This is a genomic window from Streptomyces sp. NPDC088915 (genome assembly GCF_044749825.1).
Lineage (GTDB): Bacteria > Actinomycetota > Actinomycetes > Streptomycetales > Streptomycetaceae > Streptomyces.
Window position 1 is genome coordinate 1 of the sequence record NZ_JBIVIR010000027.1, and the last position, 22,270, is coordinate 22,270.

29 protein-coding genes are annotated in these 22,270 nt (G+C 72.6%); 1 reads left to right on the forward strand and 28 read right to left on the reverse strand.

Annotated features, from left to right (window positions below; all coding sequences use genetic code 11):
* Positions 1-234: 234 nt before the first annotated feature.
* The 28 genes from mobF to ACIP5O_RS34505 all read right to left on the reverse strand — a co-directional run bounded on the left by mobF (position 235) and on the right by ACIP5O_RS34505 (position 20,936).
* Positions 235-4,449: a MobF family relaxase gene (gene mobF, locus ACIP5O_RS34370; protein WP_401300987.1), complete on the reverse strand. Its 4,215-nt coding sequence runs from the start codon at positions 4,447-4,449 to the stop codon at positions 235-237.
* Between the two features lie 787 nt (positions 4,450-5,236).
* Positions 5,237-5,599: a hypothetical protein gene (locus tag ACIP5O_RS34375; protein ID WP_401300988.1), complete on the reverse strand. Its 363-nt coding sequence runs from the start codon at positions 5,597-5,599 to the stop codon at positions 5,237-5,239.
* A gap of 122 nt (positions 5,600-5,721) precedes the next feature.
* Positions 5,722-5,997, reverse strand: coding sequence for a hypothetical protein (locus ACIP5O_RS34380; RefSeq protein ID WP_401300991.1), 276 nt, complete (start codon positions 5,995-5,997; stop codon positions 5,722-5,724).
* Positions 5,994-6,566 carry a hypothetical protein gene (locus ACIP5O_RS34385; RefSeq protein ID WP_401300994.1) on the reverse strand — a complete coding sequence of 191 codons (573 nt, stop codon included), beginning with the start codon at positions 6,564-6,566 and terminating at the stop codon, positions 5,994-5,996. The genes ACIP5O_RS34380 and ACIP5O_RS34385 overlap by 4 nt, the downstream gene beginning before the upstream one ends.
* Positions 6,563-7,177 (reverse strand): hypothetical protein, encoded by a 615-nt coding sequence (locus ACIP5O_RS34390; RefSeq protein ID WP_401300997.1) that lies wholly within the window; start codon positions 7,175-7,177, stop codon positions 6,563-6,565. Before ACIP5O_RS34390 ends, ACIP5O_RS34385 begins: the two co-directional genes overlap by 4 nt.
* A gap of 62 nt (positions 7,178-7,239) precedes the next feature.
* Positions 7,240-7,818 carry a hypothetical protein gene (locus tag ACIP5O_RS34395; protein WP_401301000.1) on the reverse strand — a complete coding sequence of 193 codons (579 nt, stop codon included), beginning with the start codon at positions 7,816-7,818 and terminating at the stop codon, positions 7,240-7,242.
* A 116-nt stretch (positions 7,819-7,934) separates the two neighbouring features.
* Entirely contained in the window at positions 7,935-8,393 is a 459-nt protein-coding gene (locus ACIP5O_RS34400) for a hypothetical protein (RefSeq protein WP_401301002.1), read from the reverse strand.
* Between the two features lie 96 nt (positions 8,394-8,489).
* Positions 8,490-9,245, reverse strand: coding sequence for an NUDIX domain-containing protein (locus ACIP5O_RS34405; protein ID WP_401301005.1), 756 nt, complete (start codon positions 9,243-9,245; stop codon positions 8,490-8,492).
* The gene (locus tag ACIP5O_RS34410; protein ID WP_401301007.1) at positions 9,242-9,661 is read right to left on the reverse strand and encodes a hypothetical protein; all 420 of its coding nucleotides are present in this window, start codon (positions 9,659-9,661) and stop codon (positions 9,242-9,244) included. The genes ACIP5O_RS34405 and ACIP5O_RS34410 overlap by 4 nt, the downstream gene beginning before the upstream one ends.
* Positions 9,658-9,975: a hypothetical protein gene (locus ACIP5O_RS34415; protein ID WP_401301009.1), complete on the reverse strand. Its 318-nt coding sequence runs from the start codon at positions 9,973-9,975 to the stop codon at positions 9,658-9,660. The genes ACIP5O_RS34410 and ACIP5O_RS34415 overlap by 4 nt, the downstream gene beginning before the upstream one ends.
* A gap of 94 nt (positions 9,976-10,069) precedes the next feature.
* Positions 10,070-10,294 (reverse strand): hypothetical protein, encoded by a 225-nt coding sequence (locus tag ACIP5O_RS34420; protein ID WP_401301012.1) that lies wholly within the window; start codon positions 10,292-10,294, stop codon positions 10,070-10,072.
* Between the two features lie 129 nt (positions 10,295-10,423).
* Positions 10,424-10,930, reverse strand: coding sequence for a Pycsar system effector family protein (locus ACIP5O_RS34425; RefSeq protein WP_401301015.1), 507 nt, complete (start codon positions 10,928-10,930; stop codon positions 10,424-10,426).
* A gap of 204 nt (positions 10,931-11,134) precedes the next feature.
* Positions 11,135-11,347 (reverse strand): hypothetical protein, encoded by a 213-nt coding sequence (locus tag ACIP5O_RS34430; RefSeq protein ID WP_401301018.1) that lies wholly within the window; start codon positions 11,345-11,347, stop codon positions 11,135-11,137.
* Entirely contained in the window at positions 11,344-11,538 is a 195-nt protein-coding gene (locus ACIP5O_RS34435; RefSeq protein ID WP_401301021.1) for a hypothetical protein, read from the reverse strand. The genes ACIP5O_RS34430 and ACIP5O_RS34435 overlap by 4 nt, the downstream gene beginning before the upstream one ends.
* Before the next feature lie 90 nt (positions 11,539-11,628).
* On the reverse strand, positions 11,629-12,261 hold the full coding sequence (locus ACIP5O_RS34440; protein WP_401301024.1) for a DUF6919 domain-containing protein: 633 nt from the start codon (positions 12,259-12,261) through the stop codon (positions 11,629-11,631).
* Positions 12,258-12,458 carry a hypothetical protein gene (locus ACIP5O_RS34445; RefSeq protein WP_401301027.1) on the reverse strand — a complete coding sequence of 67 codons (201 nt, stop codon included), beginning with the start codon at positions 12,456-12,458 and terminating at the stop codon, positions 12,258-12,260. Before ACIP5O_RS34445 ends, ACIP5O_RS34440 begins: the two co-directional genes overlap by 4 nt.
* An 87-nt stretch (positions 12,459-12,545) precedes the next feature.
* Entirely contained in the window at positions 12,546-13,214 is a 669-nt protein-coding gene (locus tag ACIP5O_RS34450) for a hypothetical protein (protein WP_401301030.1), read from the reverse strand.
* On the reverse strand, positions 13,214-13,840 hold the full coding sequence (locus ACIP5O_RS34455) for a hypothetical protein (RefSeq protein WP_401301033.1): 627 nt from the start codon (positions 13,838-13,840) through the stop codon (positions 13,214-13,216). The genes ACIP5O_RS34450 and ACIP5O_RS34455 overlap by 1 nt, the downstream gene beginning before the upstream one ends.
* A 218-nt stretch (positions 13,841-14,058) precedes the next feature.
* Positions 14,059-16,470, reverse strand: coding sequence for a hypothetical protein (locus ACIP5O_RS34460; RefSeq protein WP_401301036.1), 2,412 nt, complete (start codon positions 16,468-16,470; stop codon positions 14,059-14,061).
* Between the two features lie 91 nt (positions 16,471-16,561).
* Positions 16,562-16,870 (reverse strand): hypothetical protein, encoded by a 309-nt coding sequence (locus ACIP5O_RS34465; protein WP_401301039.1) that lies wholly within the window; start codon positions 16,868-16,870, stop codon positions 16,562-16,564.
* Positions 16,867-17,214 carry a hypothetical protein gene (locus ACIP5O_RS34470; RefSeq protein ID WP_401301041.1) on the reverse strand — a complete coding sequence of 116 codons (348 nt, stop codon included), beginning with the start codon at positions 17,212-17,214 and terminating at the stop codon, positions 16,867-16,869. Before ACIP5O_RS34470 ends, ACIP5O_RS34465 begins: the two co-directional genes overlap by 4 nt.
* 35 nt (positions 17,215-17,249) lie before the next feature.
* Complete coding sequence (locus ACIP5O_RS34475; protein WP_401301044.1) at positions 17,250-17,666, reverse strand: hypothetical protein; 417 nt, start codon at positions 17,664-17,666, stop codon at positions 17,250-17,252.
* Positions 17,663-19,129 (reverse strand): hypothetical protein, encoded by a 1,467-nt coding sequence (locus ACIP5O_RS34480; protein WP_401301046.1) that lies wholly within the window; start codon positions 19,127-19,129, stop codon positions 17,663-17,665. The genes ACIP5O_RS34475 and ACIP5O_RS34480 overlap by 4 nt, the downstream gene beginning before the upstream one ends.
* Positions 19,126-19,359, reverse strand: coding sequence for a hypothetical protein (locus ACIP5O_RS34485; protein WP_401301048.1), 234 nt, complete (start codon positions 19,357-19,359; stop codon positions 19,126-19,128). Before ACIP5O_RS34485 ends, ACIP5O_RS34480 begins: the two co-directional genes overlap by 4 nt.
* Complete coding sequence (locus ACIP5O_RS34490) at positions 19,356-20,171, reverse strand: hypothetical protein (RefSeq protein ID WP_401301051.1); 816 nt, start codon at positions 20,169-20,171, stop codon at positions 19,356-19,358. The genes ACIP5O_RS34485 and ACIP5O_RS34490 overlap by 4 nt, the downstream gene beginning before the upstream one ends.
* On the reverse strand, positions 20,168-20,467 hold the full coding sequence (locus ACIP5O_RS34495; RefSeq protein WP_401301054.1) for a hypothetical protein: 300 nt from the start codon (positions 20,465-20,467) through the stop codon (positions 20,168-20,170). Before ACIP5O_RS34495 ends, ACIP5O_RS34490 begins: the two co-directional genes overlap by 4 nt.
* Positions 20,464-20,637: a hypothetical protein gene (locus ACIP5O_RS34500; protein WP_401301057.1), complete on the reverse strand. Its 174-nt coding sequence runs from the start codon at positions 20,635-20,637 to the stop codon at positions 20,464-20,466. The genes ACIP5O_RS34495 and ACIP5O_RS34500 overlap by 4 nt, the downstream gene beginning before the upstream one ends.
* Positions 20,637-20,936: a hypothetical protein gene (locus ACIP5O_RS34505; protein WP_401301060.1), complete on the reverse strand. Its 300-nt coding sequence runs from the start codon at positions 20,934-20,936 to the stop codon at positions 20,637-20,639. The genes ACIP5O_RS34500 and ACIP5O_RS34505 overlap by 1 nt, the downstream gene beginning before the upstream one ends.
* Before the next feature lie 558 nt (positions 20,937-21,494).
* Here ACIP5O_RS34505 and ACIP5O_RS34510 point away from each other — a divergent pair.
* The gene (locus tag ACIP5O_RS34510; RefSeq protein WP_401301063.1) at positions 21,495-22,268 is read left to right on the forward strand and encodes a GntR family transcriptional regulator; all 774 of its coding nucleotides are present in this window, start codon (positions 21,495-21,497) and stop codon (positions 22,266-22,268) included.
* Positions 22,269-22,270 lie beyond the last annotated feature (2 nt).

Here is a 22,270-nt window from a genome sequence, read left to right on the forward strand (position 1 = left end):
CGCCTCGCTCACCACGGCCTCCGCGAAGGCCCTCGCCGAGGCCGCGCTGACCGGCTCCTCCCTGGACTGGCAGAAGAACGTCCGGCCCTGACCCGGCGCCACCTGACTCCTGGTGCCTTCCTTCCCGTAGGCCCGAGTGACGACGAAGCCCCCGGTGGCGCTCAATACAAGAGCACCGCTGGGGGCTTCGTCATGCCTGGTCAACCTCACCTGACCCTGTTGGGTCCAACAGGTCTACCGGCGGCCTGCGGACGGCCCTCCTCGGCCCTGGGACGGCGGCTGGTAGTGGTGGCTGGTGGACTCCTGGACGCGCGCTTGGGCCTGCGCGGTCTCGGTCCGCTTCTGCTCGGCCAGGTGCGCCCGGCGGGCCCGGGTCTCCACCTCGTGCAGCTCGGGGTACTTCTTCGCGATCACAGCGCGGCGGGACTGCTCGGCCTGGACGGTGACGACCGTCTGCCTGCTCGTGGCGGCCGCCTTGGTGTACTGGGTGACCTCGCCCCGCAGCCGGGCCAGGGTCTGGGCGTCACGCCGGTCGATGTGCTGTTCAATGTCGGGCAGTTGCTCGCGCATCGCGGTGAGCCGCTCGGTGACGGTGGCGACGTCGTTCGGGGCGGAGTTCTTGATGCCGACGTCGCGGAAGTACCCGGCGAACTGGCTGTTGCGGATCATCTCCCACGCCGCCGTCCGGGCGTCGCGGGCCGCGATGCGGGCATCACTCGCCTCGGTGTCCCACGCCGCCCGCTCGGCGGTGACGTGGGCGATGTCCGCCGCGATCTCCTTCTTGGTGACACCGGCCCGCAGCCGCTCCCACCGGCTCAGGTCCTTCTTCGGCTCCAGGTAGTCACGCAGGTGCGCGCGGCGCTTGCCGGCCTCTGCCTCGGCGATGAGGGAGCGGGCGACGGCCTGCGTGGCTTCCTGGGCCTTCTCCTCCGCCTGCTGCAGCAGCGTCGCGGCCTCGGCGACGAACGCCTGCCCCCGGGTCTGCCCGGCCTGCCGCTCCTGGTCGAGACGCTCCTCGAGGACGCGCGCCTTCTCCTGCGCCGCCTGCGCCGACCCTTCGGCGTAGTAGGCCGCATCGCGGGAGATGCTGACGAGGTGGGCCAGGCCGGCGTCGGAGCGCTTGCCGTAGGGCCGGGTCTGCCACGACGGCATGGCCGCGATCTCGCGCTGCCGCTGGCTCTCCGCCAGGCGCGTGAGGTGGTCGGTCCGCTCTTGCGCGGCATCCTCGTCGGCGGGCCGGAGGTCCACGGCAGGACCGTCCGGCGCCTCGGTGCGCACGGGGGTTTCCTCGGCGGCGAGCCGCTGTGCCTGCTCGTACGCCGCGTGCCCGTGGCCGGGGGAGACGGCGGTGGCCGCCCGGACCCGCCGCAGGGCGGCCTCGACCTCCTCGCGGGCACGGGCGACGGCTTCGTCGTCGCGTACGGCCTGGACGGGCACGCGGGCAGGGGCCGGCGGTTCGCGCAGCAGGTCGGAGATCATCGAGTCCCCCTTGTCCTGCCCGAGGAACTTGGCGAAGGCGGTGACGGCGCGGTGCAGGCGTTCGACCTCGGTGCGGGCCTCGCCGAGACGGGCCTGCGTGTCGTCGTCCTCGATGGCGGCCAGGGGGAGCCAGAGGTGGTTCTCGGCGCGGCCGCGGGTGATGCCCGGGTAGGTCGCGAACGCGTTGCTGCCGTGCCCGTAGAGCAGGCTGACCTCGCTGGTGAGGCCCTGGCTCGCGGCGACCGTCATGGCATAGCCGAGGGAGAGGGCGCCGGAGCTGATCGCCTTCGGCTCGTACCAGGCGGTCACCGTGTCGCTGGTCTTCTTGTCGCGCCAGGTGATCTCGACGCGGTGGTCCTCGTCGATCGCGGTGACCAGGGCGCGGTAGCCGTTGAGGACGTCGGGGCCCTCGCCGCGGCGGCTTCGGTAGTCGTTCTGCCGTACGCGGACCAGGTCGCCGACGGCCAGGTTCAGCTCCGCGCCGCCGGACAGGGCGAACCGGTGCTCGGCGCCGAGCTCGCCGCGCTGCCGGCGGATCTGCTGGGCCCCCAGGTTCAGCACGTCCACGTCGGCGTTCTTGGCGGCCAGCACGGTCAGCGACTCGATCAGGTCGTGCGGGTCGCTCCAGCGGGTGCGTACCTCGCCCCAGGTGGTCAGAATTTGGGTATGGGCCTCGATGGCGCTCTCGGTGGCGTGGACCCTGCCGGTGTCGGCCAGGATGCGCAGGGCCTGCTCGTGGTCCCCGGTGCGCCACACCTCCAGGGCGGCGCGCTCGGCGTCGTTGCGCTGCCGCCGGTTCTCCGTGAGCACCAGGCCGCCGACGAGCCGGTGGACCTCCTTGAACCATCCGCCCGGGCCGATCGCCTGGAGCTGCTGCGGGTCGCCGATCGCCACGATCTTCGTGCCGGTGCGCTGCGCCTCCGTCATGAGGGCGGCGGCCTGCCGGTCGTTGGACATGGTGGCCTCGTCGACGACCAGGACGTCGATGCCGGTGAGCCCCTGGCCGTCGCGGATCTGCTGGAGCCAGGAGGCGATCGAGCGGGCCGGGATGCCGGAGGCGTCGTCCAGCGACTTGGCGGCGACGGCGCTCACCGTGGCGCCGGCGTAGGTGTGGCCGGTGGCGTCCCACGCGATCCGGCACGCCTCCATGAGCGTGCTCTTGCCGGTGCCGGCCGCGCCGATGTGGGCATCGATGCCGTGCCCGGAGGTCAGCGTCCGCTCGATCGCGGCGCGCTGTTCGTCGGACAGGGCGAAGCCGTTGGCCACCTCGAAGACGGACATGGCGGCCGCGGCCTGCTCGGCGGTGAGCTTTACCGCCCCCTCGTCGAACCGCGCCAGGGCCTGGCTGGTGACGATCTCCTCGGCGTCGAGGATGTCGCGGGTGGTGTAGCGGTCCATCGAGGACATGACGGTGGAGCCGACGTGCGGCAGGCGCACCGCGTACCCCTCGACGGCGAGGACCTGGTCCGCCAGCTCGTCCAGGAGGCCCGGCTCGCCGCCGATGCCGAACTCCATCGCCGTCGCCACGGCGGCGAGCATCTGCGCGCGGGAGAACGACTTCTCGGACGCCGTCAGCCCGGTCTCGGGGTCGAACACGATCCGCGCGAGATCGCCAGGGTCGGGCAGCCGCGGACCGGTGCCGGGGCCGTCGATGCCCGCACCGCCGCCGTCGGGCGGTCCGGGCGCGGCGGCGGCCACCATCGCGTCGACGTCGCCGACGACCGCCTCGGCGCGGGTGCGCCAACTCGAACGCATCCCGGACGCGTCGGCGTCGACCTTCGCGCGGCGGGTCTCGTCGGCGACGCGCTGCCGGTCCTGCCGCGAGGCGTCCTCGCCCACCCGCTCGTCGAGTGCGATGTGCCGGCGGGAGAACGTGTCGCGCAGCTCCTCGGGAACGCCAAGGATCTCCCACGCGCGCGTGTCCGGGTTGTACTCGCGGCGCACGCCGAACGTCTCGTACGTCAGCTCCCGTACGCGCGCCTTGAAGTACCCGTCGAGGGCCTTGGCGTGGCGGTGGAAGTCCTGCCCCGAGTTGGCGACGGCCCTCCACTCGCCGTCCTCGCACAACGCCATGTTGGCGATCGTGACGTGGACGTGCAGGTGCGGGTCGCCGGGCTCGCCGGCCTTCACCGGACGTGCGGCAAGGTGCTCCACCGACCAGCCGAGCAGACCGCCGGTCGCGATGCGCACCTTCTCCCCGTCCTCACCGGTGACGGAGTAGCCGATCCACTGCTCGGCCTGGCGCACGGTGTCGTCCTTCGCGCGCTGCACCAGGTCGCGGAACGTGTGCTCGTCGAGGTCGCCCATGAGGCCGGACAGCGTGCTGTCGGACTTCGGCAGATCGAGCACGAGGTCCCATCCGCGCACACGGGTGTCGATCCGTTTGTCCTTGCTCGCCCGCGCCCGTTCGACCGCCTCGGTGCCGTAGACGTCGGCGAGGTCGAGGCCGACCGCGCGGGCGAGCTTGTGCAGCGTGCCAACCTGGAGGCGCTGTCCCTCGCCGAACCGGTTGACCATCCGCTGCTGGGTGGCGAGCTGCTTCTGCTGTTTCGGTTTGCCCGTCAGGAGGTCGGCCGGCTCGACGCCCCGCTCGGCGGCCAGCGCGTCGATCGCCTCGGTCAACCTCGCCACCGTCAGCTTCGCGTCGGGATGGACGCGCACCGAGGCGGTCGAGGCGAGCAGCCGGGCGCCGGTGGCGGGGTGGCAGCCGTTCATGATCCGGCGCGCGGCGTCCTTCGCCTCGTCGTCCAGGCGCTGGCCCGCCGCGTAGCCGAAGGTGGCCATGCCGCTGCCGACCCACACCAGGTGGCCGTCGCCTTCCGGGCGCAGCCGGTAGTCGACGGCGGCATCCGCCCCGTCCTCCAGGACGAGGGTCTCCGTGGCGTCGGCCGTGACGACACCGCATCCGGCCTGCTCGCGCAGCCGGTACTCGACCTGCGCGTCCGCCGTGATCTTCGTCAGCCAGGCCATCCGGCCGCCCTCCCCGCTTGTGCGCTTGTGCGCTGTTCGGCCCGGCCGTGCCGGACCTCCCCCGCAGGGGGGAGGTCCCTTTGTGCCTAGGTCTTGTCTGATCTTGAACCTGTAGGTGAGCAGTCAGCCCATCCACAGGGGGCTTTGACAGTAGCTCTAGATCGGCGGCTGCCGAAAAGACGGCCTCGTCTGAACCGGTCCGGACATCGGGGGGTCGTGATCCGGGTCTGCCAGGAGGTCTATCAACGGGTTCGCGAACGGGTCTGCCAACTGCGGGACACCCGGGCAGCTTGTCCGCGATTCGCGGACAGGCTGCCGGGCGGACCCGGACGCACGGTGATCGGCACCAGGGGCGGTCGGGGCACTTCCGGACCGGTCCGGGTTCCGATCCTGGACCGATCTCGGACCGGTCCGGGTCCCGAACCTGGACCGATCTCGGACCGGTCCGGGTCCCGAACCTGGACCGATCTCGGACCGGTCCGGGTTCCGATCCTGGACCGGCGGGGGGACCGCCGCCGAGCCGGTTCACGGTCCCCGGCGACGACTTCCGAGCACTCGAAGCGGTCCCGTACTTTGCGTTTGCTTTACCCGCAGGTCGGTGCGGTCTCGTGGTCGCGCGGTACCCCGCCCGGTGTTCCGGGGACGGTCCCCGTGACCGCTCGTCAGGGGGACCGCCCCCGTCCGGGGCGTCACGTTTCGGCGCGGGGGACCGGTCCCCGAACGAGAAAAACCCCCGGCCGCCGTGAGGGCGGTCGGGGGTTTCGGGGGGTGGTGTGCGGTGGTGTGCTCACGGATTTCCGGTGCCGGAGCGGGGGCGGCCGCGGCCGCCGTCCGGGTCGGATCGGGGTGTCGCCGAAGCGGTGGCCGGTGGATGCGGCGGAGGGTTGAGGTACGCCTCGCACGCGGTGGCGAGGGGCTTGCTGAAAGGGTCCGGGTCGCCGTCCTGGATGCACTCCCACCACGCGTGGGCGACGAGGTCGGCGAGGAGTTCCGCCTCCTCCTCGGTGCGTGCGGCGGCGACGAGACGGGCGTCCATGGCGTAGCGCGCGGGCGCGCCGGACTTCTTGATCCAGTCGGGCAGGACGCCGAGGTACGGGTGGCAGATCTGGAGCGCGGCGTACACCGTGCTGCCGATGTAGGCAGATGGCATGGGTTCCTCTCCGGAATGAGGCGAGACGCGAACGGGATGGTCTTGGCGGGTGGTGCCGGTCCTACTCTGGACATGAAGCGACCCCCGGCACTTTCCCTGCCGGGGGTCGCTTCGGTGGGGGGTCAGGGGCCGGCGATGAGCCAGAGGATCAGCACGGCGTCCAGGTCTCGGTGGTGGCGGTAGACGATGGTGATTCCGCGTCCGCCGGTCTGCTCGGGGAGCAGGTCGATAGCGTACGACTCCGAGTCGGGGTCGGCGTCCGGCAGCCCGCGGGCATGGTCGGGGGTCGGGTCCTCCTCGAGGGAGGCCCGCACCGACATGACGGCCGTCCGCTCGCTGACGCCGAGGTCGCCTCGCAGGATCTTCTCGGCGGCGTCGCTGTAGAACGCGTGGGTCACCGGCTCTTCCCCTCGGCCATCTTCTGGCCCAGCTCGAAAGCGACGTCCTCAGTGCTGCGCATCAGGGCCGCCATCGCCTCCGGGTCACACCGCAGGATCACGCGGTGCCGGTACGCCTGGGTGATCTCGCGGACACGGGTGAGGTCGTCCAGGTCCGCGTTCGCCAGCTCCTGCTCGAAGCGCTGGAGGTCGTCGGGGAATCCCCAGACTCCGAGCGCGGCGCGCAGCTCGGCAAGTGTGCGCATCGGCGGTACGACGTTGTGGTGGTCGGGTTGTGCGGTCACTGCCCCTCCTTGGGTCGGTGGTTCGAGTGTCCTACTCGGACACGGCCGGGAGTCACTGGTCGCGTACCTCGATCCCGGCGTCGTCACCGGGCGGGCGACGACGGACAGGCGGACGGTGCCGTCGTCGAGCGGGGCGAGCTGTACGGCGTGGTGGGCGCCGTGGCCGTCGCCCAGGACGTCGGTCTCGAACATGTCGACGGGCAGGTCGATGGAGCCGCCGTGGCGCATCAGGACGGCGACGAGCATGGCGTGGGACAGGTCCGCCGGATCGGACAGGCCGCTCACCAGTGGCCGCCCTTGCTGCCGACGAGCTTGGCGATCTGGTGGCCGGCGGTGGCGTTGATCTGCTTCACCGCGACGGCGATCGCCTGCTTGGCGTCGTCGATCAGCAGCTCCTCGACCGGCCACTTCCCGGCGGGCTCATGCAGCTTCCAGTCGTCCGCCGGCAGACGCAGGGTCGCGGAGAGCAGCAGGGCGGGACGGGACTCGTCCTCGGGGGCGTACAGGGCTTCGAAGCCGCTGGAGTAGTACTCGTGGTCGGGCTCCCAGTCGCGTACGGCGTGGGGAGGGCGGACCTCGGGGGCGAGCTGCCCGTGCTGGACGGGGGTCTCGATGTGGAGCAGGAGGCGGCCGTCGTACTGCGACTTGACGAGCCGGACGGCGCCGAGGTCGGGACGGATGCGGACGTAGCCGGGGGACATGATCGGCGGGGTGGCGACGTGCCAGGCCCAGACGAGGAACGCCTTGGGGTCGTTGCGGTCCTCCTCCCACAGGTCGTCCAGGCGCTGGGCGAGGTAGCGGCCGAAGCGGGAGTCGAGCGGGGCGCCGGAGTCGCTCTTCTCGCGGTCGTAGTCGTCCGCGACGCGGACGAGGGTGGTGCCGGGCCAGGTGGTCACGAAGGGCTCCTTGGAGGAGCGGGGCCGGCTTCGGCGGCCCCGCCGGGTTGTGGCGGTCAGGGTCAGCGGAGGAAGGGGTTGGCGAGTTCGCCGCGCACGAAGGCCCGGACGATCTCGGCGACCTGGGAGGCGCCGGCCTGGGAGGCCGGGGCGATGATCGAGACGACGGACGCGCCTTCTGCGGCGAAGGAGAACGTCCAGCCGCCGTCGCTGTAGATGCGGATCTCGACGTCGGCATCGCCGTGGTAGCCGCCGTGCGGGGTCTGGGGGCCGCGCTCGACGAGAACGCCGGGGTAGGAGAGGAGGGTGGCCGTCAGTCCGATCTCCTCGGAGGTGAGGGCGTCCAGGAGGTGACGGACGAGCGTGTTGAGCTCCTGGTGGTGGCGCTCGGGCTTGGGGTGCTCGTACTGCCGGGAGACGACGTCGAGCGCGGCGGCGCCGAGGCTGGTGCTCCAGTCCCAGTCGCCGGGGGTGACGCCGTGCTGCTCGCCGGCGGCCCACAGGGCGGTGAGAAGTTCGGCGGCGTGCTCCAGGACGCTGGGCACGTACAGGTCGCGGCGTCCCTTGGCCGCCTTCTCGACGGCGGCGTACGCCTCGGTGGTGTAGGCGGGGCCGTCGGTGGTGGCGCTGGTGTCGGTCATGAGCAATCCTCTCGGTGAGCCCGGGGCCGGTTTCGGCAGCCCCGGGCTCATCGTGTCGTGCGGGTGTGACGGTGCGGGCGGGTTCCGGCCGACGGGCACCCGCAGGGGTGTTGGGTCTAGCGGTTCTGACCGGGTTCGATCTGCGGGGAGGTCGTGGCGGGGCCGGGGCCGTAGTGGCGGGCGACGGAGGCGGCGGCCTGGCAGACCTGCAGGACCTCGGCGAGGGTGCGGGTGGCGTGGTGGTTCCACGCCTCGTAGCGGACGTAGGGGGCGCCGGTCGCCGCGGTGAGGACGGCTTCGACGACCCGCTCGGCGACGCGCTCGGTGTCCTCGTCGCCCTGGCCGTCGTCCCGGGTGCTGTCGAGGGCGTAGTACAGGCTGCGGCGGCTTTCCCGGGTGTAGAGCTGGGGGTCCCAGCCCTCTCGTTCCATGAGGGCGGCGGCGGCCTGGAGGTGCGCGGCGACGGCCTCGCCGGTCACCTTCTCGCCGCTGGGGCCGTACCAGATCCCGGGGCCGGCGAGGTGGTGGGCGATCTTCTCAAGGAGGGTGCTGCTGCTGGCGGTGTCGGTGGTCACGGCGACCGTGTCCTTCCTGTTGGAGCTGTTGGGTCTAACGGGTCTGACTGTTCCTGGCCTTGGTCGTTTCGGCAGTCCGGGTGTCGGCTGCGCTTCCTACCTGGCGAGGTGGTCCAGGGCGCGCTGCAGCAGGGGGCGGTGCGCGGCGTAGAGGGTGCGTCCGGCGGCGGTGATCGCGGCGTCGAGCTGGCCGAGGGAGGTGAACGGCCACCAGTTGGCGTCGAGGGCGTCGTCGGCGGCGACGGCGGTCACGGTGGCGGGCAGCAGGTAGAGCGCGCTGGTGGAGGCGACCCAGGCGTGGTCCGAGGTGCGCCAGTCGTCGACGATGTCGCGGCCGAGGATGACCGGGCGGTGGCCGGCCAGGTCCACGCCGGTCTCCTCGCGCAGCTCGCGGACGAGTGCGGCCGGGGCGGTCTCGCCCGGGTCGACCATGCCGCCGGGGATCGCCTCCTGGTGGATGTCGTCCCGGGTGATCAGCAGGACCCGGCGGTCCTGGCCGGTGCCCGCGACCACGATCGGGTCGGCGGCGGCGTTCTCGCCCCACCGGCCCAGGTTCCGGCCGGTGTGGCCGGTGCGGCCGTGCGGGTGCAGAGGCCAGCCCCGTGCGTCCAGCTCGAACGGCACGAGCGCGTCGTTCTGTCGCCGGGCCCAGTCCGGTACGTCGGCGGGCGTCGCGGCGGCCTCGGCCCAGCCGGGCACCTCCCGGTCCAGGGCCGCGGGCAGGAGTTCGGGCGGCGTGACGTCCGTCGGCCTGTACTCCGGCCAGCTCGCCGACCAGCAACGTAATGCGGCGGGGATGGTCATCTCTTCCTCTCGGGTGGGGTGGGGCGTCGTCTTGTCGGTGGTGGTCACTGGTGGTCTTCCTCGGTCGGAACGGGGTCGAGGCGGGTGCCGGCGAGCCGGGTGTCGATGGTGTGCAGGGCGCCGCTCTCGTCGGTGACCACGAGCGTGATGCGCTGCTGTCCGTCCGGGCCGGGGGCGAGCCACGCCGTGCGGACGGTCGCCTCGAAGGCGATGCGCACGCGGCGGCCGGGGCGGGCGAGGGCCCGGTGGCGGGCCTCGTCCTCGTCCAAGAGCTGAAGGCGGGGCCGCGCGGGGGGCTCGGGGTCGGGGAGCGAGAGGACCGTCGGCGCCATCTGCGGGACGGGGGTGGTGCAGGTGCAGCCGGTCTCGACGGCCCCCTCGGGCACGACCTGGCACGCCTTGCGGCAGCGCCGGCAGTACCAGACGTGGCAGCAGCCGGGCGGGGGCGCGGTGGCCCTCTTCACCGGCCGGGGTCCCCGGCGAGCGCGTCGAGGGCCCGCTGGATCTGCGTCCCGGCGGAGTCCTGGACGTGCCCGGCCGCCTCATGGAGGTCTTCGGCGGCGGCCTCGGCGCCCTGCTCGTCGACCCGCTCGCCCAGGGCGGACAGCAAGTCGGAGACCATGCCGAGGACGCTGCCCGCGCGGTCGCGGTCGTCGTACAGGGCGGTGAGGACGTCGGCCTGGTCCTGATGGTCGGCGCTGTCGCCCAGGGCCTGCTCGCGCAGCGCGGTCAGGCCGAGGCGGATGGAGGCGACGGCGTCCGCGGTGGTCGGGTTCATGATGGTGCTCACTCCTCGGTTCTGCTCTGGACGGGGAGGGCGGGGCGGCTGGGCATCCGGCCGGATTCCGGCCGCCCCGCCCGGCTTCCGGGGGTCAGTCGGTGTACCGCTTGATCTGCTTGCGGACGTGCTCGCGGCTGAAGTCGAGGTGCTCGGCGGCGGCGGCCTGGGTCAGGTTCCTCGCCTTGATCTCGGCGGCGACCGTGCCCCAGTAGGCCCGCAGGGCGGCGTCGATGGCCTTGTCGCGGGCGGTGGCGGCCTCGTCGAGACGCTCCTTGGCGGCGGTGGATTCGGGGGTGTCGGGTCGGGTGGGGGACATGGTGATCGGGCTCCGTCTCGGGTGTGAGGGACGATGGGGCTGCCCCCTGCTCCGGGTTGGAGCGGGCCGGGCGGGCCCGGACGGTCGGCGCGTGGTGGGTAGCCGGTGACCGTCCGTCCGGGCGGTCCGTCAGACGAGGGCGACGGCCAGGGCGAGCAGCAGGACGACGAGCGCGCCGGCGGTGATGTCGATGGCCACCTTGAGCGCCCGGTACTTCGCCTGGGCGATCTGGGACAGCCGGACGACCTGCTCGGCGTTGCGGTCGACGGAGAGGTCGGCGCGGACCTGTTCGGGCGTGCAGGCCGCCCAGTGCAGGTACGAGCCGCGGGCGCCACGGGTGAGGCGGGGGCGGACGGCCAGCAGGACGACGAGCATCGCCGTGACCAGGCCGAGGGCGCCGAGGCCGATGAGGACGGCGGTGCCGGCGGACAGGTCGCGGCCGGGGAGGGCGGCGACGAGCACGGCCAGCGGGAGGCCGAAGGCGGCGAGTAAGGCGGCCGCCTTGCTGTCGGTGCGGGTGATCTCGCCGACGGTCTCCGTACGGGCCTGCTGGAGGCGGGCGTCGACGGCGGCCGCGCGGCGGGCGAGCAGCTCCTCGAGGGCCGGGCCCTGCGGCAGGGGGTTGGGCTGCGCCATGGATGCGTCTCCTTCTCTCAGTGGGTGCGGGCCGCTGCCCACGCCCCTACAATGCCAACTCAGAGTTGGCTATGTCAATACAGAGTTGGCCAACAGCGGGTTTGCTTTCAGGTCAGGGAAGACCTGTTAGACCCAACAGGGTCGACAGGTCATGACATGCGAAAGGCCGCCCCCGGGGTCGGGGGCGGCCTTGAGGGTTCCAGGTCAGTCGTAGGGGTCGATGGAGGTCGGCCGGATGGGACGGGCGACGGGCCGCCGGGGGAGCGGGCGGGCCGTGGGGTGGCCCCACTCGTGTGCGCAGTCGGCGCACCACCACACCCGTCCGCCGTCGTTCTGCTCCTGCCACAGGATGTCGTCGCCGTCGCACTGGGGGCACCAGTGCGACGGCGGCGTCCGCCGGCGGATGCGGAGCTTCACGGGTTGATCTGCGAGACGGTCTGGGTGACCCCGTCGATCCCGTTGTGGATCGAGGGGGCCACCGTCGTGCCCGCGAGGAAGAAGCCGAACAGGGCGGCGACCAGGGCGGTGTGCCACTTGAGGTGGCCCGCGCGGATGAGGAGGGCGAGCACGAGGGCCAGGAGCAGGACGACGGAGAGCGAGAGCTGCACGGCAGCCTCCTTCGGATACGGGGGGGGAGAGGCGGAGCGCCCGCCCGGTCGGGCCGGGCGGGCGCGGGGCCGGCGCGCGGCCGGGGAGGGTCAGGCGGTGGCCCAGGGGCCGTCGGCGTTCTGGGGGCGCAGGCCGGTGAGGCGGTCGAGGAGCGGCCAGAGCCGTTCGCCGGCCGCGCCCCACTCGGGCGCCGCGATCGTCAGGTGGTAGCCGCGCACCGCGAGGTCGGTGAGGCCGGGGTGCAGGCCCTGCCACTCGGCGGCCAGGTCCTCGGCGGGAACCGGTCCGCCGAACGCGGTGTAGGGCTCGCCGTCGCGGGTGGTGACGACGTAGGGCTCGGAGTGGATGTCGAGGGCGTGGTCGTTGACGAGGACGACCAGACCCTCGGCCACGGCCTCCTTGTAGAGGCGGCCGAGGAAGGCGTAGTCGGTGACCAGGCCGGTGACCGCGGCGCGCTGCTCCCACCACAGTCCGTCGGCGCCGGTCCCGGCCAGGCCGGGCTGGGAGACGGTGGTGATCAGGCCCGCGCGGCAGGCGGCGGCGAGGGTCGGGACCAGGTGCGCGGTCTCCTCGTCGGGCCCGTAGCGGGGGGCGTAGCCGGGGCGGGAGGCGAGGGTGCCCTCCAGCCACAGGGCCATCAGCTCGCCGACCTCGGCGAGGGTTGTCGCGCCGCGCCAGCGGCGGCGGTCGCGCAGGCTCATCCAGGGCAGTCGCGTCCTCATCGCGTCCTCCCGGTCTTCTGGATCTCGTGGGCGTGGACGAGGACCGGGGCGATGAAGATGCTGATCTGGTCGACGGTCCACCGGTAGTCGGTGAGCGGGCCCGGGGGTACCTCGTCGAGGATCCGGCCGGTCTTCCCGATCGCGCGCGGGTCGTCCTCGCACGCGAGGAACCTGACCTCGTCTCCGGCGTTGAACATCTCTTCCTCCTGGTCTGGGGCGGGGCGCCATTGGGCCTGTTAGGGCTAACAGGCCCAATGGCGGTTGAACTGGTTTTCCGTGGTCGGCTACTCGCTGTCGGAGCTGGAGTCCTTGCGCATCTTGCGCTCGTGGCGGCGGGAGCCGTACGCCCCGGCTTCGCGTACGCCGTCGCGGGCCAGGCCGACGCCTTCCTTGCCGAGGTCGGCGGCGGAGCCGACGATGCTGGCGGCGGATCCGGCGATCTGCCCGGCGGCGCCGGCGGTGGCGGCCAGGGCGTTGAAGAAGGCGGTCGCCGCTCCCCCGCCGCCGCGCGGCACCCGGGCCGGAGCCGTGGCGGCCCCCTTGCCCTTGCTGGCGGCGCCGAACGCCTGGGCGGCGCCGCCCTTGCCCCCCGGGCCCTTACCGGCTCCGGCTCCGGCGCCGGTCCCGGTCCCGAAGGAGATGATCTGCGCGTCGACGCCCTTGCCCGTGGGGAGCTTGCCGCGCACCCGTCCGGTCCGGCCCGGTGCGGCCAGCGCCTCGAGTTCTTCCTTGGTCACCTGCTTCACCGGGAAGAGGCACTCGGCCGTTCCTCCCATCCGCTGCCCCTGGTCGTTCTCGACCGGGTGCTTCTTCCCGCACGTCCCCATCACCCCGGCCGGGGTGATGTGCAGGGTGATCACCTTGGCGGGGAGGTGCGGAGTGCTGGGGCAGTCGACCCAGTGCCCGCCGAAGGCGGGGCGGCCCTTGAAGACGATCTGCTGCGGCCGGGCCATCAGTCCTGCTTCCAGGTGCCGGAGAGGGTGCCCTCGAAGGTGCCCGTCCGCGGCTTCTTGTCCTTGCCGCCGCCGCACAGCACGCGCAGGACGAGCAGGCCGCCGAGGAAGACCCCGATGACCTTGAGGGCGGTCAGGGTGAAGGCCCACAGGCCCGCGGCGGCGGCGCCGATGCCCGCGCCGACGGCCGGGCCGTAGAGGGCGATGCCGGCGGTGAGGGCGCCGCCCCCGGCGAGGTAGGCGGCCGCCTTGAGCTTGGCGGCGTTGGTGGTGAGCCACGCGGGCAGGATCCGGGGCCCGCCGGCCTTCTTCGCCGCTGCGGCCGGGACGGCGGCGGGGGTGAGCGGGGCGAGGGGGACGATCTCGTACTCGACGGTGCTGGAGCCGTCCGGGGCGGTGCGGTGGATGGTCTTGAGGGTGTAGCCGGGCGGCGGGACCGGCACGGTGGGGGCGGCCGGGGCGGTGGTCGCGTCCGGGGTGGTCGTGAAGGCGGACTCGACGAGGCGGGCGCCCTCCAGGAGCTGGCGGACGCTCTCGGCGGTGGCCGGGTCGACGGTGGAGTCACGCACGGCGGTGATCCTCTCGGTCGGGGCGGTGAAGGGGGTGTGGCGGTCGGCGGAGCGCATGATCGGCCTCTCTTCTCCGGTGATCGTTTTGTGTGGGTTTGGGGCCCGGGGCGGGCCCCGGGGCGGGCGGCATAACCGCAGGTCAGGGCATGGGGCGGACCCTGGGGCGAGGAGGTGGACCCCGGGGCGGCGCCCGGGGGTGCCGGGGCGCCGCCCCGGGGGGCGACACAGGGTCTGACCTGCGCTTATGGCAGGCGCCCTAGGTGTCGCCCTGGGGGTCATTTGCGGGCATTACGGGCGGCCTCGACGGCGGCCTCGACGTGGCTGCGGTGGAAGCCGGCGCCCTTGATCTCGCGCCCGTCGGGGCCCTTGCCGAAGCGCATGCCGGACTTGGGCGTGAGCTCCACGCCGGTGCCCTCCAGGGCCTCCTCGATGGCGGCGGCGAGCTCCTTGCCGACGCGGGCGGTGTAGGCGGCCTCGGTCTCGTCCTCCTGCTGGCCCCAGCGCAGTCGGCTGTGGTCGGCGAGGTGGGCGCGGACGGCCGCCATCTGGATGCGGTCGGCGCCGTCCTCGAACGCGTCGAGGATCAGCTCCAGGATCCCCAGCTCGACGCGGGCGCCGGCCGTGGCGGCCGGGCGGCCGGGGCGGCCGGAGCCGGTCGGGCCGCCCGCGAGGGACGACTCCCCGGTGACGGCGACCAGGTACTCCTCGATCCGGTCGACGAACTGGCCCGGGGCCCTTCCCAGCTCCTCCCGGAGGAAAAGACCGGCCTCGATCAGGTCGGCCGCCCCGTCGAATTCCTCGTCCTCGATGAAATAGGAGCGGATGAGTTCGCCGGGGGCGCCGTCGATGTCGACGATGGCACCGCCCTTGAGGGATTCGGGGATCTCGTGGGCCCGCAGGCCCGCGCCGGTCGCGCCGTCCTTCAAAATCGCGTTGGTCTGCACGGCGCCGCCGGTACGGGTGGCCGCCCTGGCCCCGGTGTTCGACTTGTAGCCGCGCGGCACGGTGCCCGCGTCCGGGTCCTGGGTGGAGATGAGCACCGTCATGTTCAGCGCGGCCGCGAAGGCGGCGATCTCCTCAAGGAGCTCGGCGATGCGGTCGCACGCCTTGAAGGTCCGCTTTCCCTCGTCGTCGCTCGGGTCGGGAATCCGCATCGACGAGGCCGCGTACTGCTTGTACTCGTCGATGATGAGGAGTTCCAGGGGGAACTCGTCGAGGTCCTTCTCGCCGAACTTCGCCCGGCCCTGCTCCTCCAGGACGGCCTCGCGGCGGTACGCCTCCTTGAGGAAGCCCTCCAGGAGGTCGATCAGCCGGTCCGGGCGCCTGCCGAAGAACGTGCTGCAGATCGGGGCGTAGCCGCGGTGCTCGCCGGGCTTGGCGCCGGCGACCAGGCGCACGTTGCAGCGCGGGTCGAGGCCGAGGCCGACGATCAAGTTGCGCAGCAGCATGCCCTTGCCGGTGCGCGACATGCCGCCCAGCAGCGCCATGACGTGCCGCAGCTTCAGGTAGACCGGCAGGTTGCGCCGGTTGAACCCGATCAGGATTCCCCGGTTCCACACGTCCTGGCGCTCGGGCTTCTCGACCAGCGGAGAGGTGCGGGGCTCGCCGAACGGGTCGGAGGTGCAGTACCAAAACGAGACCCGGGTGGGGGAGCCGTCCTGCTTGATGTCGAGCCAGTGCCCCTCGATGTCCAGGGCGCCCGCGATCGCCTCCTTCTTCGCCAGCAGCGCGGAGACCTGGATGTCGTCGGGGAGTTTGAACTTGGCCTCGATCCCATTGATCTCGGCCGGGCGGATCGGCTCCAGCAGGGTGATGGCGTGCTCGTCCTTGGTGAACACCTTCGCGATGCGCAGCACCCGGTTGAGCAGGTCGTCGGTGAGCGGGGCGTGGTCGGCCGTCGAGGCGGACTCGATGGCAAACGCGGCGGCCAGGGGCTCGTCGGGGTTGCGGCGGCGGTGCTCGCGCAGCCCGAGGGCGGAGAGGATGCCCAGGGTGAGCATGGCGGCCGGGGAGGCGGCGAGCAGGCCGTAGACCTGGGCGACGGCAACGGCGGCCGCGATGACGGTGAACACCCCGGTGGTCGCGGTGACGAGGACCGGTTCGCGGCGCCGGGCCCGGGCGGTCTCCAGGCGCTCCTCGCGCAGGGCGGCGAGCATGTCGGGGGCCATGTTCTTGCGGCGGGCCGTGTCGACCATCTGCCCGTACTCCTGGGCGGAGTAGTAGTGCCAGGCGTCGCGGGCGCCGGCGCTCAGGCCGAGGCCGGACAGCCGGGTCATCTGCCACATGTAGACGTGGGTGTGTCCGGCGTGCCACGCCATCTTGTGCAGGGCCACCTTCTTGCGGTGGGCCCACGCGGCGGAGTCGAAGGTGCCCGCCGGGAAGGCGTCGCGCCAGGTGCGCTGGACCTCGGCCGGGGTGCGGGGCACGGGGACGGCGCCGTGCTCCTGGTCCTCGTCCTCGTCGTCGAAGACAAGGCCGCCGGCCTCCGGGGCGGAAAGCGGGGCGGGGAGGTCGCGGGGGGTGCCGGTGGTGGCGTCCGCCATCCCGGCCCGGGTGCCGCGTACCGCGTCGCGGGCCTCCTTCTCCAGGCGGTCGCGGACGGCGGGGTCGTCGAACAGGGCGGAGAGGTCGTCGGGGATGCCGTCGCCGGGGCCGCCGGCGGCGGGCTCGGGGGAGATGTCCGTCATGCTGGAGCTCCTCGCTCGCTGGTGAAGTCAGGGGGTGGAGGGGCGGGGCCCGGGCCGGGCAAGCTGCGGGCCCCGCGATTCGCCGGCGGTTCTACTTGTCGTACTTCCGGCGGAGCTGGTCGTCGGCCTTCGCCGCCTTCTTCTTGAGGGCCTTCTGCTCGTCGCGGACCCTGCGGCGGGCGGCGGACTCCTTCTGGGCCTTGGCCGTGGCCGCCAGGACCTGCGGGCCGTAGAGCCCGGCGACGATGACCCCGGCCCCGCCCAGCAGGGCCTGGAGCCAGGTGAAGGTCAGCATCGGGGTGATGCCGGGGACGCCGCGCCAGATGGTGAGGTAGGCGGCGGCCGGGACCAGGAGGGCCAGGCGCCAGGGCGCCCGGCGGGAGGTCGTCTTCGAGCTCACTGCACCGTCTCCTTCGAGGTCGTGTCCTCGGCGGGCGGCTCGGCGAGCCCGCCGCAGGTGGGGCAGTGGGCCAGGGGGCGGCCCCAGACGGCGTAGCGCAGCCGCAGGACCAGGGCCTCGGGGACGGTGCCGAGCGCTCCGGCGACGAGCACGCCGACGGCGACGGCGCCGTTCAGCGCGGCGGTCGCGGTGGTGTCGAACGGCAGGGTGTGGCCGTGCTGCCAGGTGTAGGTGCCGGCGGCCAGCGCCGCCGCCAGCGTGATCAGCGCGTGGACGACGGTGACGAGGTAGGCGGCGGTGGCGCGGGCGGCGTAGATCAGGCGCTCGCGGGTGGAGTGCTGCATGGGCCGGGTGCCTTCCGGGATGGAGCGCGTACGGGTCAGGCCGCTTCGCGCTGCTCGGGGCCTGTTAACCCTGTTGGGGTCAACAGGTCTGACGTGTTGAAGAGGGTGTTCTCCTCGGCCAGGAGGGCCGCCTCGCGGCGGGCGGCGCGCTCCTGGTCGGTCTTCTTGCGGCGCCGGATGTAGCAGGCCCGGCACAGGACGATCACCTCGTCGAGGGGGAGGGTGATCGCCTCCCGGTCGGAGACCTCCGGGTCGCGCGGGGCCACCAGGAGCGGGGCGCGGTACTCGCCCCGCTCCCGGCAGCGCTTGCCGGACTTGTGCCAGCGCGGCTTGTCGACCTCGGCGAGCCCGCAGTTCCCGGACTCGTCGAGGTCGCACTCGCAGTACCGGTCGCTGCGCGCGACGGCCGCCTCGTAGACGGTGCCGACGAGCACGGAGGGGATCTCGGTCACGGGTCGATCCCCCGCTCCGCCTTCACCGCGTCGCGCAGTCGGATCGCGTAGGCGGGTCGGCAGCCGACCCGCTTGCGCACGTTCGACGCGCTCAGCTTGGCGGCGCTGCCGAGCTCGTCGGCGAGGGCCCGCACCGCGTCGAGGTCGGCCTCTTCCAACGGCCTCTCGTCGTCGCTGCGAGGCCCGCCCTGCCCTTTACCCCCAAGGGGTGCAGGGCTTCCGCCCGGGCCGCCACGACCGCCCTTGCGGATGCCGCTCGGGTCGTCGTCGTCGCCGCCGAACAGGTGGCTCAGCAGGTCGTCGACGGCGGCCTTCTCGGAGGTGTAGTCGGCCTCGGCGAGGACCTCGTCGACGGCCGCCCGCGCGGAGAGTTCGGCGCGGAGCGTCTCGGGGGTCTGGCCGACCGGCAGGGCGTAGACCGACCGCCACGCGGCGGGCCACAGCTCCGCCGGCTTCACGCTCGTGGGGGCGGCGGTGACGAGCATCGTGTACCGGTCCCACACCACCGGGTGGGCGGCGGCGCGCTGCGCGTCGGTCCACGCCCGGTCGCGGGAGATCGAGCCGAGCGGGTTCGCGGCGAGGACCGCCTCGTACCGCTCCCACACCTGCGGGTAGGTGGTCTTGCGCTGCTCGTCCTGGTCCGCCAGGCGCTTCGCTTCGGCGGCCTTCTGAGTCTCAACGGCGGCGCGCTGTTCCTCGCGGCGCTCCGCCTCGACCTTGCGCTTGTGCTCCAGCTCGGCCTCGCGGGCCTGGGCCTCGGCTTCGGCGCGCTTGGCCTCGGCCTCGGCGAGCTTGCGCTCGGCGCGGGTGGCCTTGGCCTGCTTGTCGCGGGCGCCGAACTCATGGATGACCTTGATGCCGGGGCCGGCCAGCGAGCAGACGCCGCCGACCACGCCGAAGATCGGGCCGATCTCGGGGTGCAGGACGCCGTCGAGGATGTTGACCGTGGCGGCGAACGCCGAGCAGGCGAACACCCCGGCGAGGTAGTGCCACACCATCCGGCGGGCAACGATCGCGGCCTCCGCCTGCCGGATGAAGACCCAGGCCAGGCCCTCCAGCACGAACGGGACCACGACCTCCCACGGCCGGTCCGGGTTCCAGAACGCCCGCAGTTGCAGGGGCAGGGCGACGAGCAGCGCGGCGACCACGCCGATGTTGACGGCCTTGGTGGCGCGCTCCTCGCGGAGCTTGAGCTCGGCCTTCCTCTTCTGCTCGGCCCGCTCGGCGGCGCGGCGCTCCAGGCGGGCCTGCTCGGCCTCCTCCGCCTCCTCCTGGGCCTTGCGCGCGATGGCCTCGGCCCTGGCCTGGGCCTTGGCGATCTCGGGGGCGTCGAGCTGCTCGCGCCGGCGCCGCTCCTCCTCCGCCTGGAGGCGGGCGAGGTCGGTCTCGGTGCGGATCTTCTCGGCGGCCGCGGACTGCTCCGCCCACGACGTCGCGGGCTTCTCCTCCGGGGCGGCGGTCATCGGGCGAGCCCCCTTCCGGTGGCCCGCAGCGGGACGGGGCCGGTCGTGGTCAGCACGGTGCGGAGCATCGCGCGGACCGCGCGGCGCAGCGGCCGGCCCCGGCGGGCGCGGGTGACGCGGGCGGCCGGGCGGGAGACGCCGAGCTCGGTCAGGACGAGCAGGGAGTCGTAGTCGGCGGCGGTCCAGTCCGGACCGACGCCGTTGCGGACGGTGATCAGCGGCACGGTCACAGGGCCGCTCCCTTCTTCTCGGGGTCGGCGCCGGTGTCGGTGCCGTGGGGGTCGATGCCGAGCACGGTGGCGTGGCGCAGCAGCAGGGCGGAGACCTCGCGCACGCTGGCGCGGGGGTTCTTGCCGGACAGCGCCAGGGCGACCGCGGTGGCCGCCTCGGTCACCGCCGCGCGGTGGAAGGCGAGGGTGAGGGACTCGGCGGTCAGCGCGGCCGCGGCGGTCTCGGTGTCCTTGATCGCCGTGTCGCGCTGGGAGCGGACCCGCTCCAGCTCCTCGGTCAGCTCCTGGAGGCGGGTCGCCTCGGTGAGCTGCTCCAGGGCCGGGCGCTCCACGCGCTCCAGCAGGTCCTCGATCTCGCCCGCGCTGGCCGGGACGGGCAGCGGCGGCAGGACGGCCGTGCTGATCCTCCAGCCGAGCGGGTCGGGGTTCTCCCCCTGCAGCCAGCCGGAGTTCCCGAACGGGGTGGACGCCTTCGCGGAGGCCAGATCGCGGTGGGTGCTCTGCACCCTGCCCTTGTGAACGACCACGCTGAGCGGGGCGTCGGCGGCGTCGGTCGCGATCTTCACCGCGCCGAGCAGCAGCTCGACCAGGCGGGCGAGGTCGGCGCTGAGCGTCTCGGCGGCCGTCAGCTCGACCTGGAGGTCGCGGACCTCGCCGACCAGCTTCCGGCGCAGGGCCGCCTCGCCGGCGGCGCCCTTCTTGTACGCCTCGATGACGACCTCGGCCTTCTCCAGGTCGTCCTCCAGGACGGAGGCCATCGCCACGCCCGACTGCAGGGCCTGGAGGTGTTCGGTACGGACGATCCGGATCATGCGGGCTCTCCGTTCTCGGAGGGGGCGGCGGGCGGGGCGGTGTGCAGGTGCTGGAGAAGCAGGCGGTGCAGCAGCCTGACCGTCACGGCGAGCGCGCCGATCCAGAACAGGAAGCGGGTGACCTGGGCGACGGCGGTGACCAGGGCGGTCAGCGCGTCGAGGAGGACCGTCCCGGAGCCGTAGGCCAGCAGCGCGAGCAGCGGCACCAGGAGGAGGAGCATCGGCGAGGGCATCCGGGCCGTGACGTCGAGTCCGGCCCGCAGCAGGTCGCGTAAGGCGTAGGCGGTGCGGCTCACAGCGGCCACCCGCCGGTCCGGACGGAGGCGACCTGCTCGGCCGACTCCTCCCACTCGGCGGCCGTGCGCAGCCGGGTGATCGTCTCGGTGTCGCGGTCGCTCCACTCGTCGGGGTTGGAGCTGACGCGCTCCAGGACGTGCTCCAGGAGCTCGCGGGTGGTGTTCGTCATCAGGCCACCGCCCCGAGGTCGATCTCGACGAGACCGGCCTCGTGCTCCAGCTCGCCGAGCTCGCGCATCTGCTCACGGACGGCCTGGGCGCGGGTGCCGACGGCCTCGAAGGACACGAAGCCGGTCGTCACCATGTCGGCGAGGGCGTCCTCGCGGGCCCGGCGGGCGGCGGCGCCCTCGATCCCGACGGGCGGACCGAGGACCAGGTCGACGTCGATGCCGAGGATCTGCGACGCGTCGTCGCGGAGCTTGAGGGCGGCGGCGAGGGTGCCGGCGGCCGGGTTGGGGATACTGATCATTGCGGGTCCACTCCTTGCGTGAGCTGGATTCCGAAGTGGCCCCGGGGGTGTTCGAGCACCTGATCCGGGGCCGCGCCCATTCGGGCGGGATGGTGGTTCGCGGCCAGACGGCCACGGCCACGGCACATCCGTACGGGCATGCGCCGGGCCGAATCTGTCTGGACGTACCTCTCGCTGGCACTTCAAACGGCCTTTGACCAGCGAAAAGGGTTGCGCTGTTCCTCATAGCTCTCTGTGGAGTTCTTCTCGGGACACCGGGCTCGGTACAGCTCCGAGGAGGTCCGGTGACGCCGTCTTTCGGCATGGCTGTGCCAAGGCACAGGAGATCGAAATCCCCTGTCCAACTTCGTGTCCGAAGCTGGCACGGCACTGACCGTAGACCCACCGAAACAAGGTCGTCAACAACTTCGGACACGAAGTTATGAGATTCGATGGGCCGTCAGAGTGGCTCTATAGATGGGTTGTTGCAGGTCAATACACAAGTTGATGCAACTTCAGGTCCGAAGTGGTGAACATGCGTCCTGACTTCGGACTCGAAGTTGGGCTAACCTGCCGGGCATGCCACCGAGGATGAAGTCACCGCCGATTCGCGACATCGCGGCCGACCTGGAGAGCCGCATCGCCTCCGGGGACCTGCAGCCTGGTCAGCAGCTCCCCAGCACCCGCGACCTGGCCAGCCAGTACGGAGTCAGCGAGAAGACCATCTACCGCGTCGTCTCCCTGCTTAAGGCCGGCGGCCAGGTGGAGGCCCGGCAGGGCAAGGGGGTCTTCGTCCGGTCCACCCAGCCCCTGGAGTGGAACCTCCACCAGTTCGAACGCGGAAGTCGCCGGGATGACCCAGCCGTCGGGCGAGACGACTGGAAGGTCACCGCCGAGGAACAGGGCCGTACCGCCACTCAGGACAAACCGCTTGTATCGGTCGAGCCCGCCCCTGTGAGCGTGGCTCGCTGGCTCCAGATCGAACCGGGAACCTACGTGGTGGCTCGGCGCCGTGTCCGCCGCGTCGACGGGGAGCCGTTTCAAATCGCCGACAGTTGGTTCCCCACGGCCATCGCCCTGGACACCGACTTGATGGTCGAAGACGACGTGACCAGGCCCGGCGGCGTCCTCGCCTTCATCGGGCACCCGCAGGTCTCCTTGCGCGACGAGATCAGGGCGTGGCCGCCCGCGACCCCGGACGAGGCCAAGCGCCTCGAGCTCTCCGAGGACGTCGGCACACCTGTCATTCGGCACACGCGCATCGGCTTCGGCGCCGACGGCAAACCGGTACGGGTGATGGTCACGGTGGCGCCCAGCCACCTCAACACCCTCGTCTACGAGATGGACGTCTGACT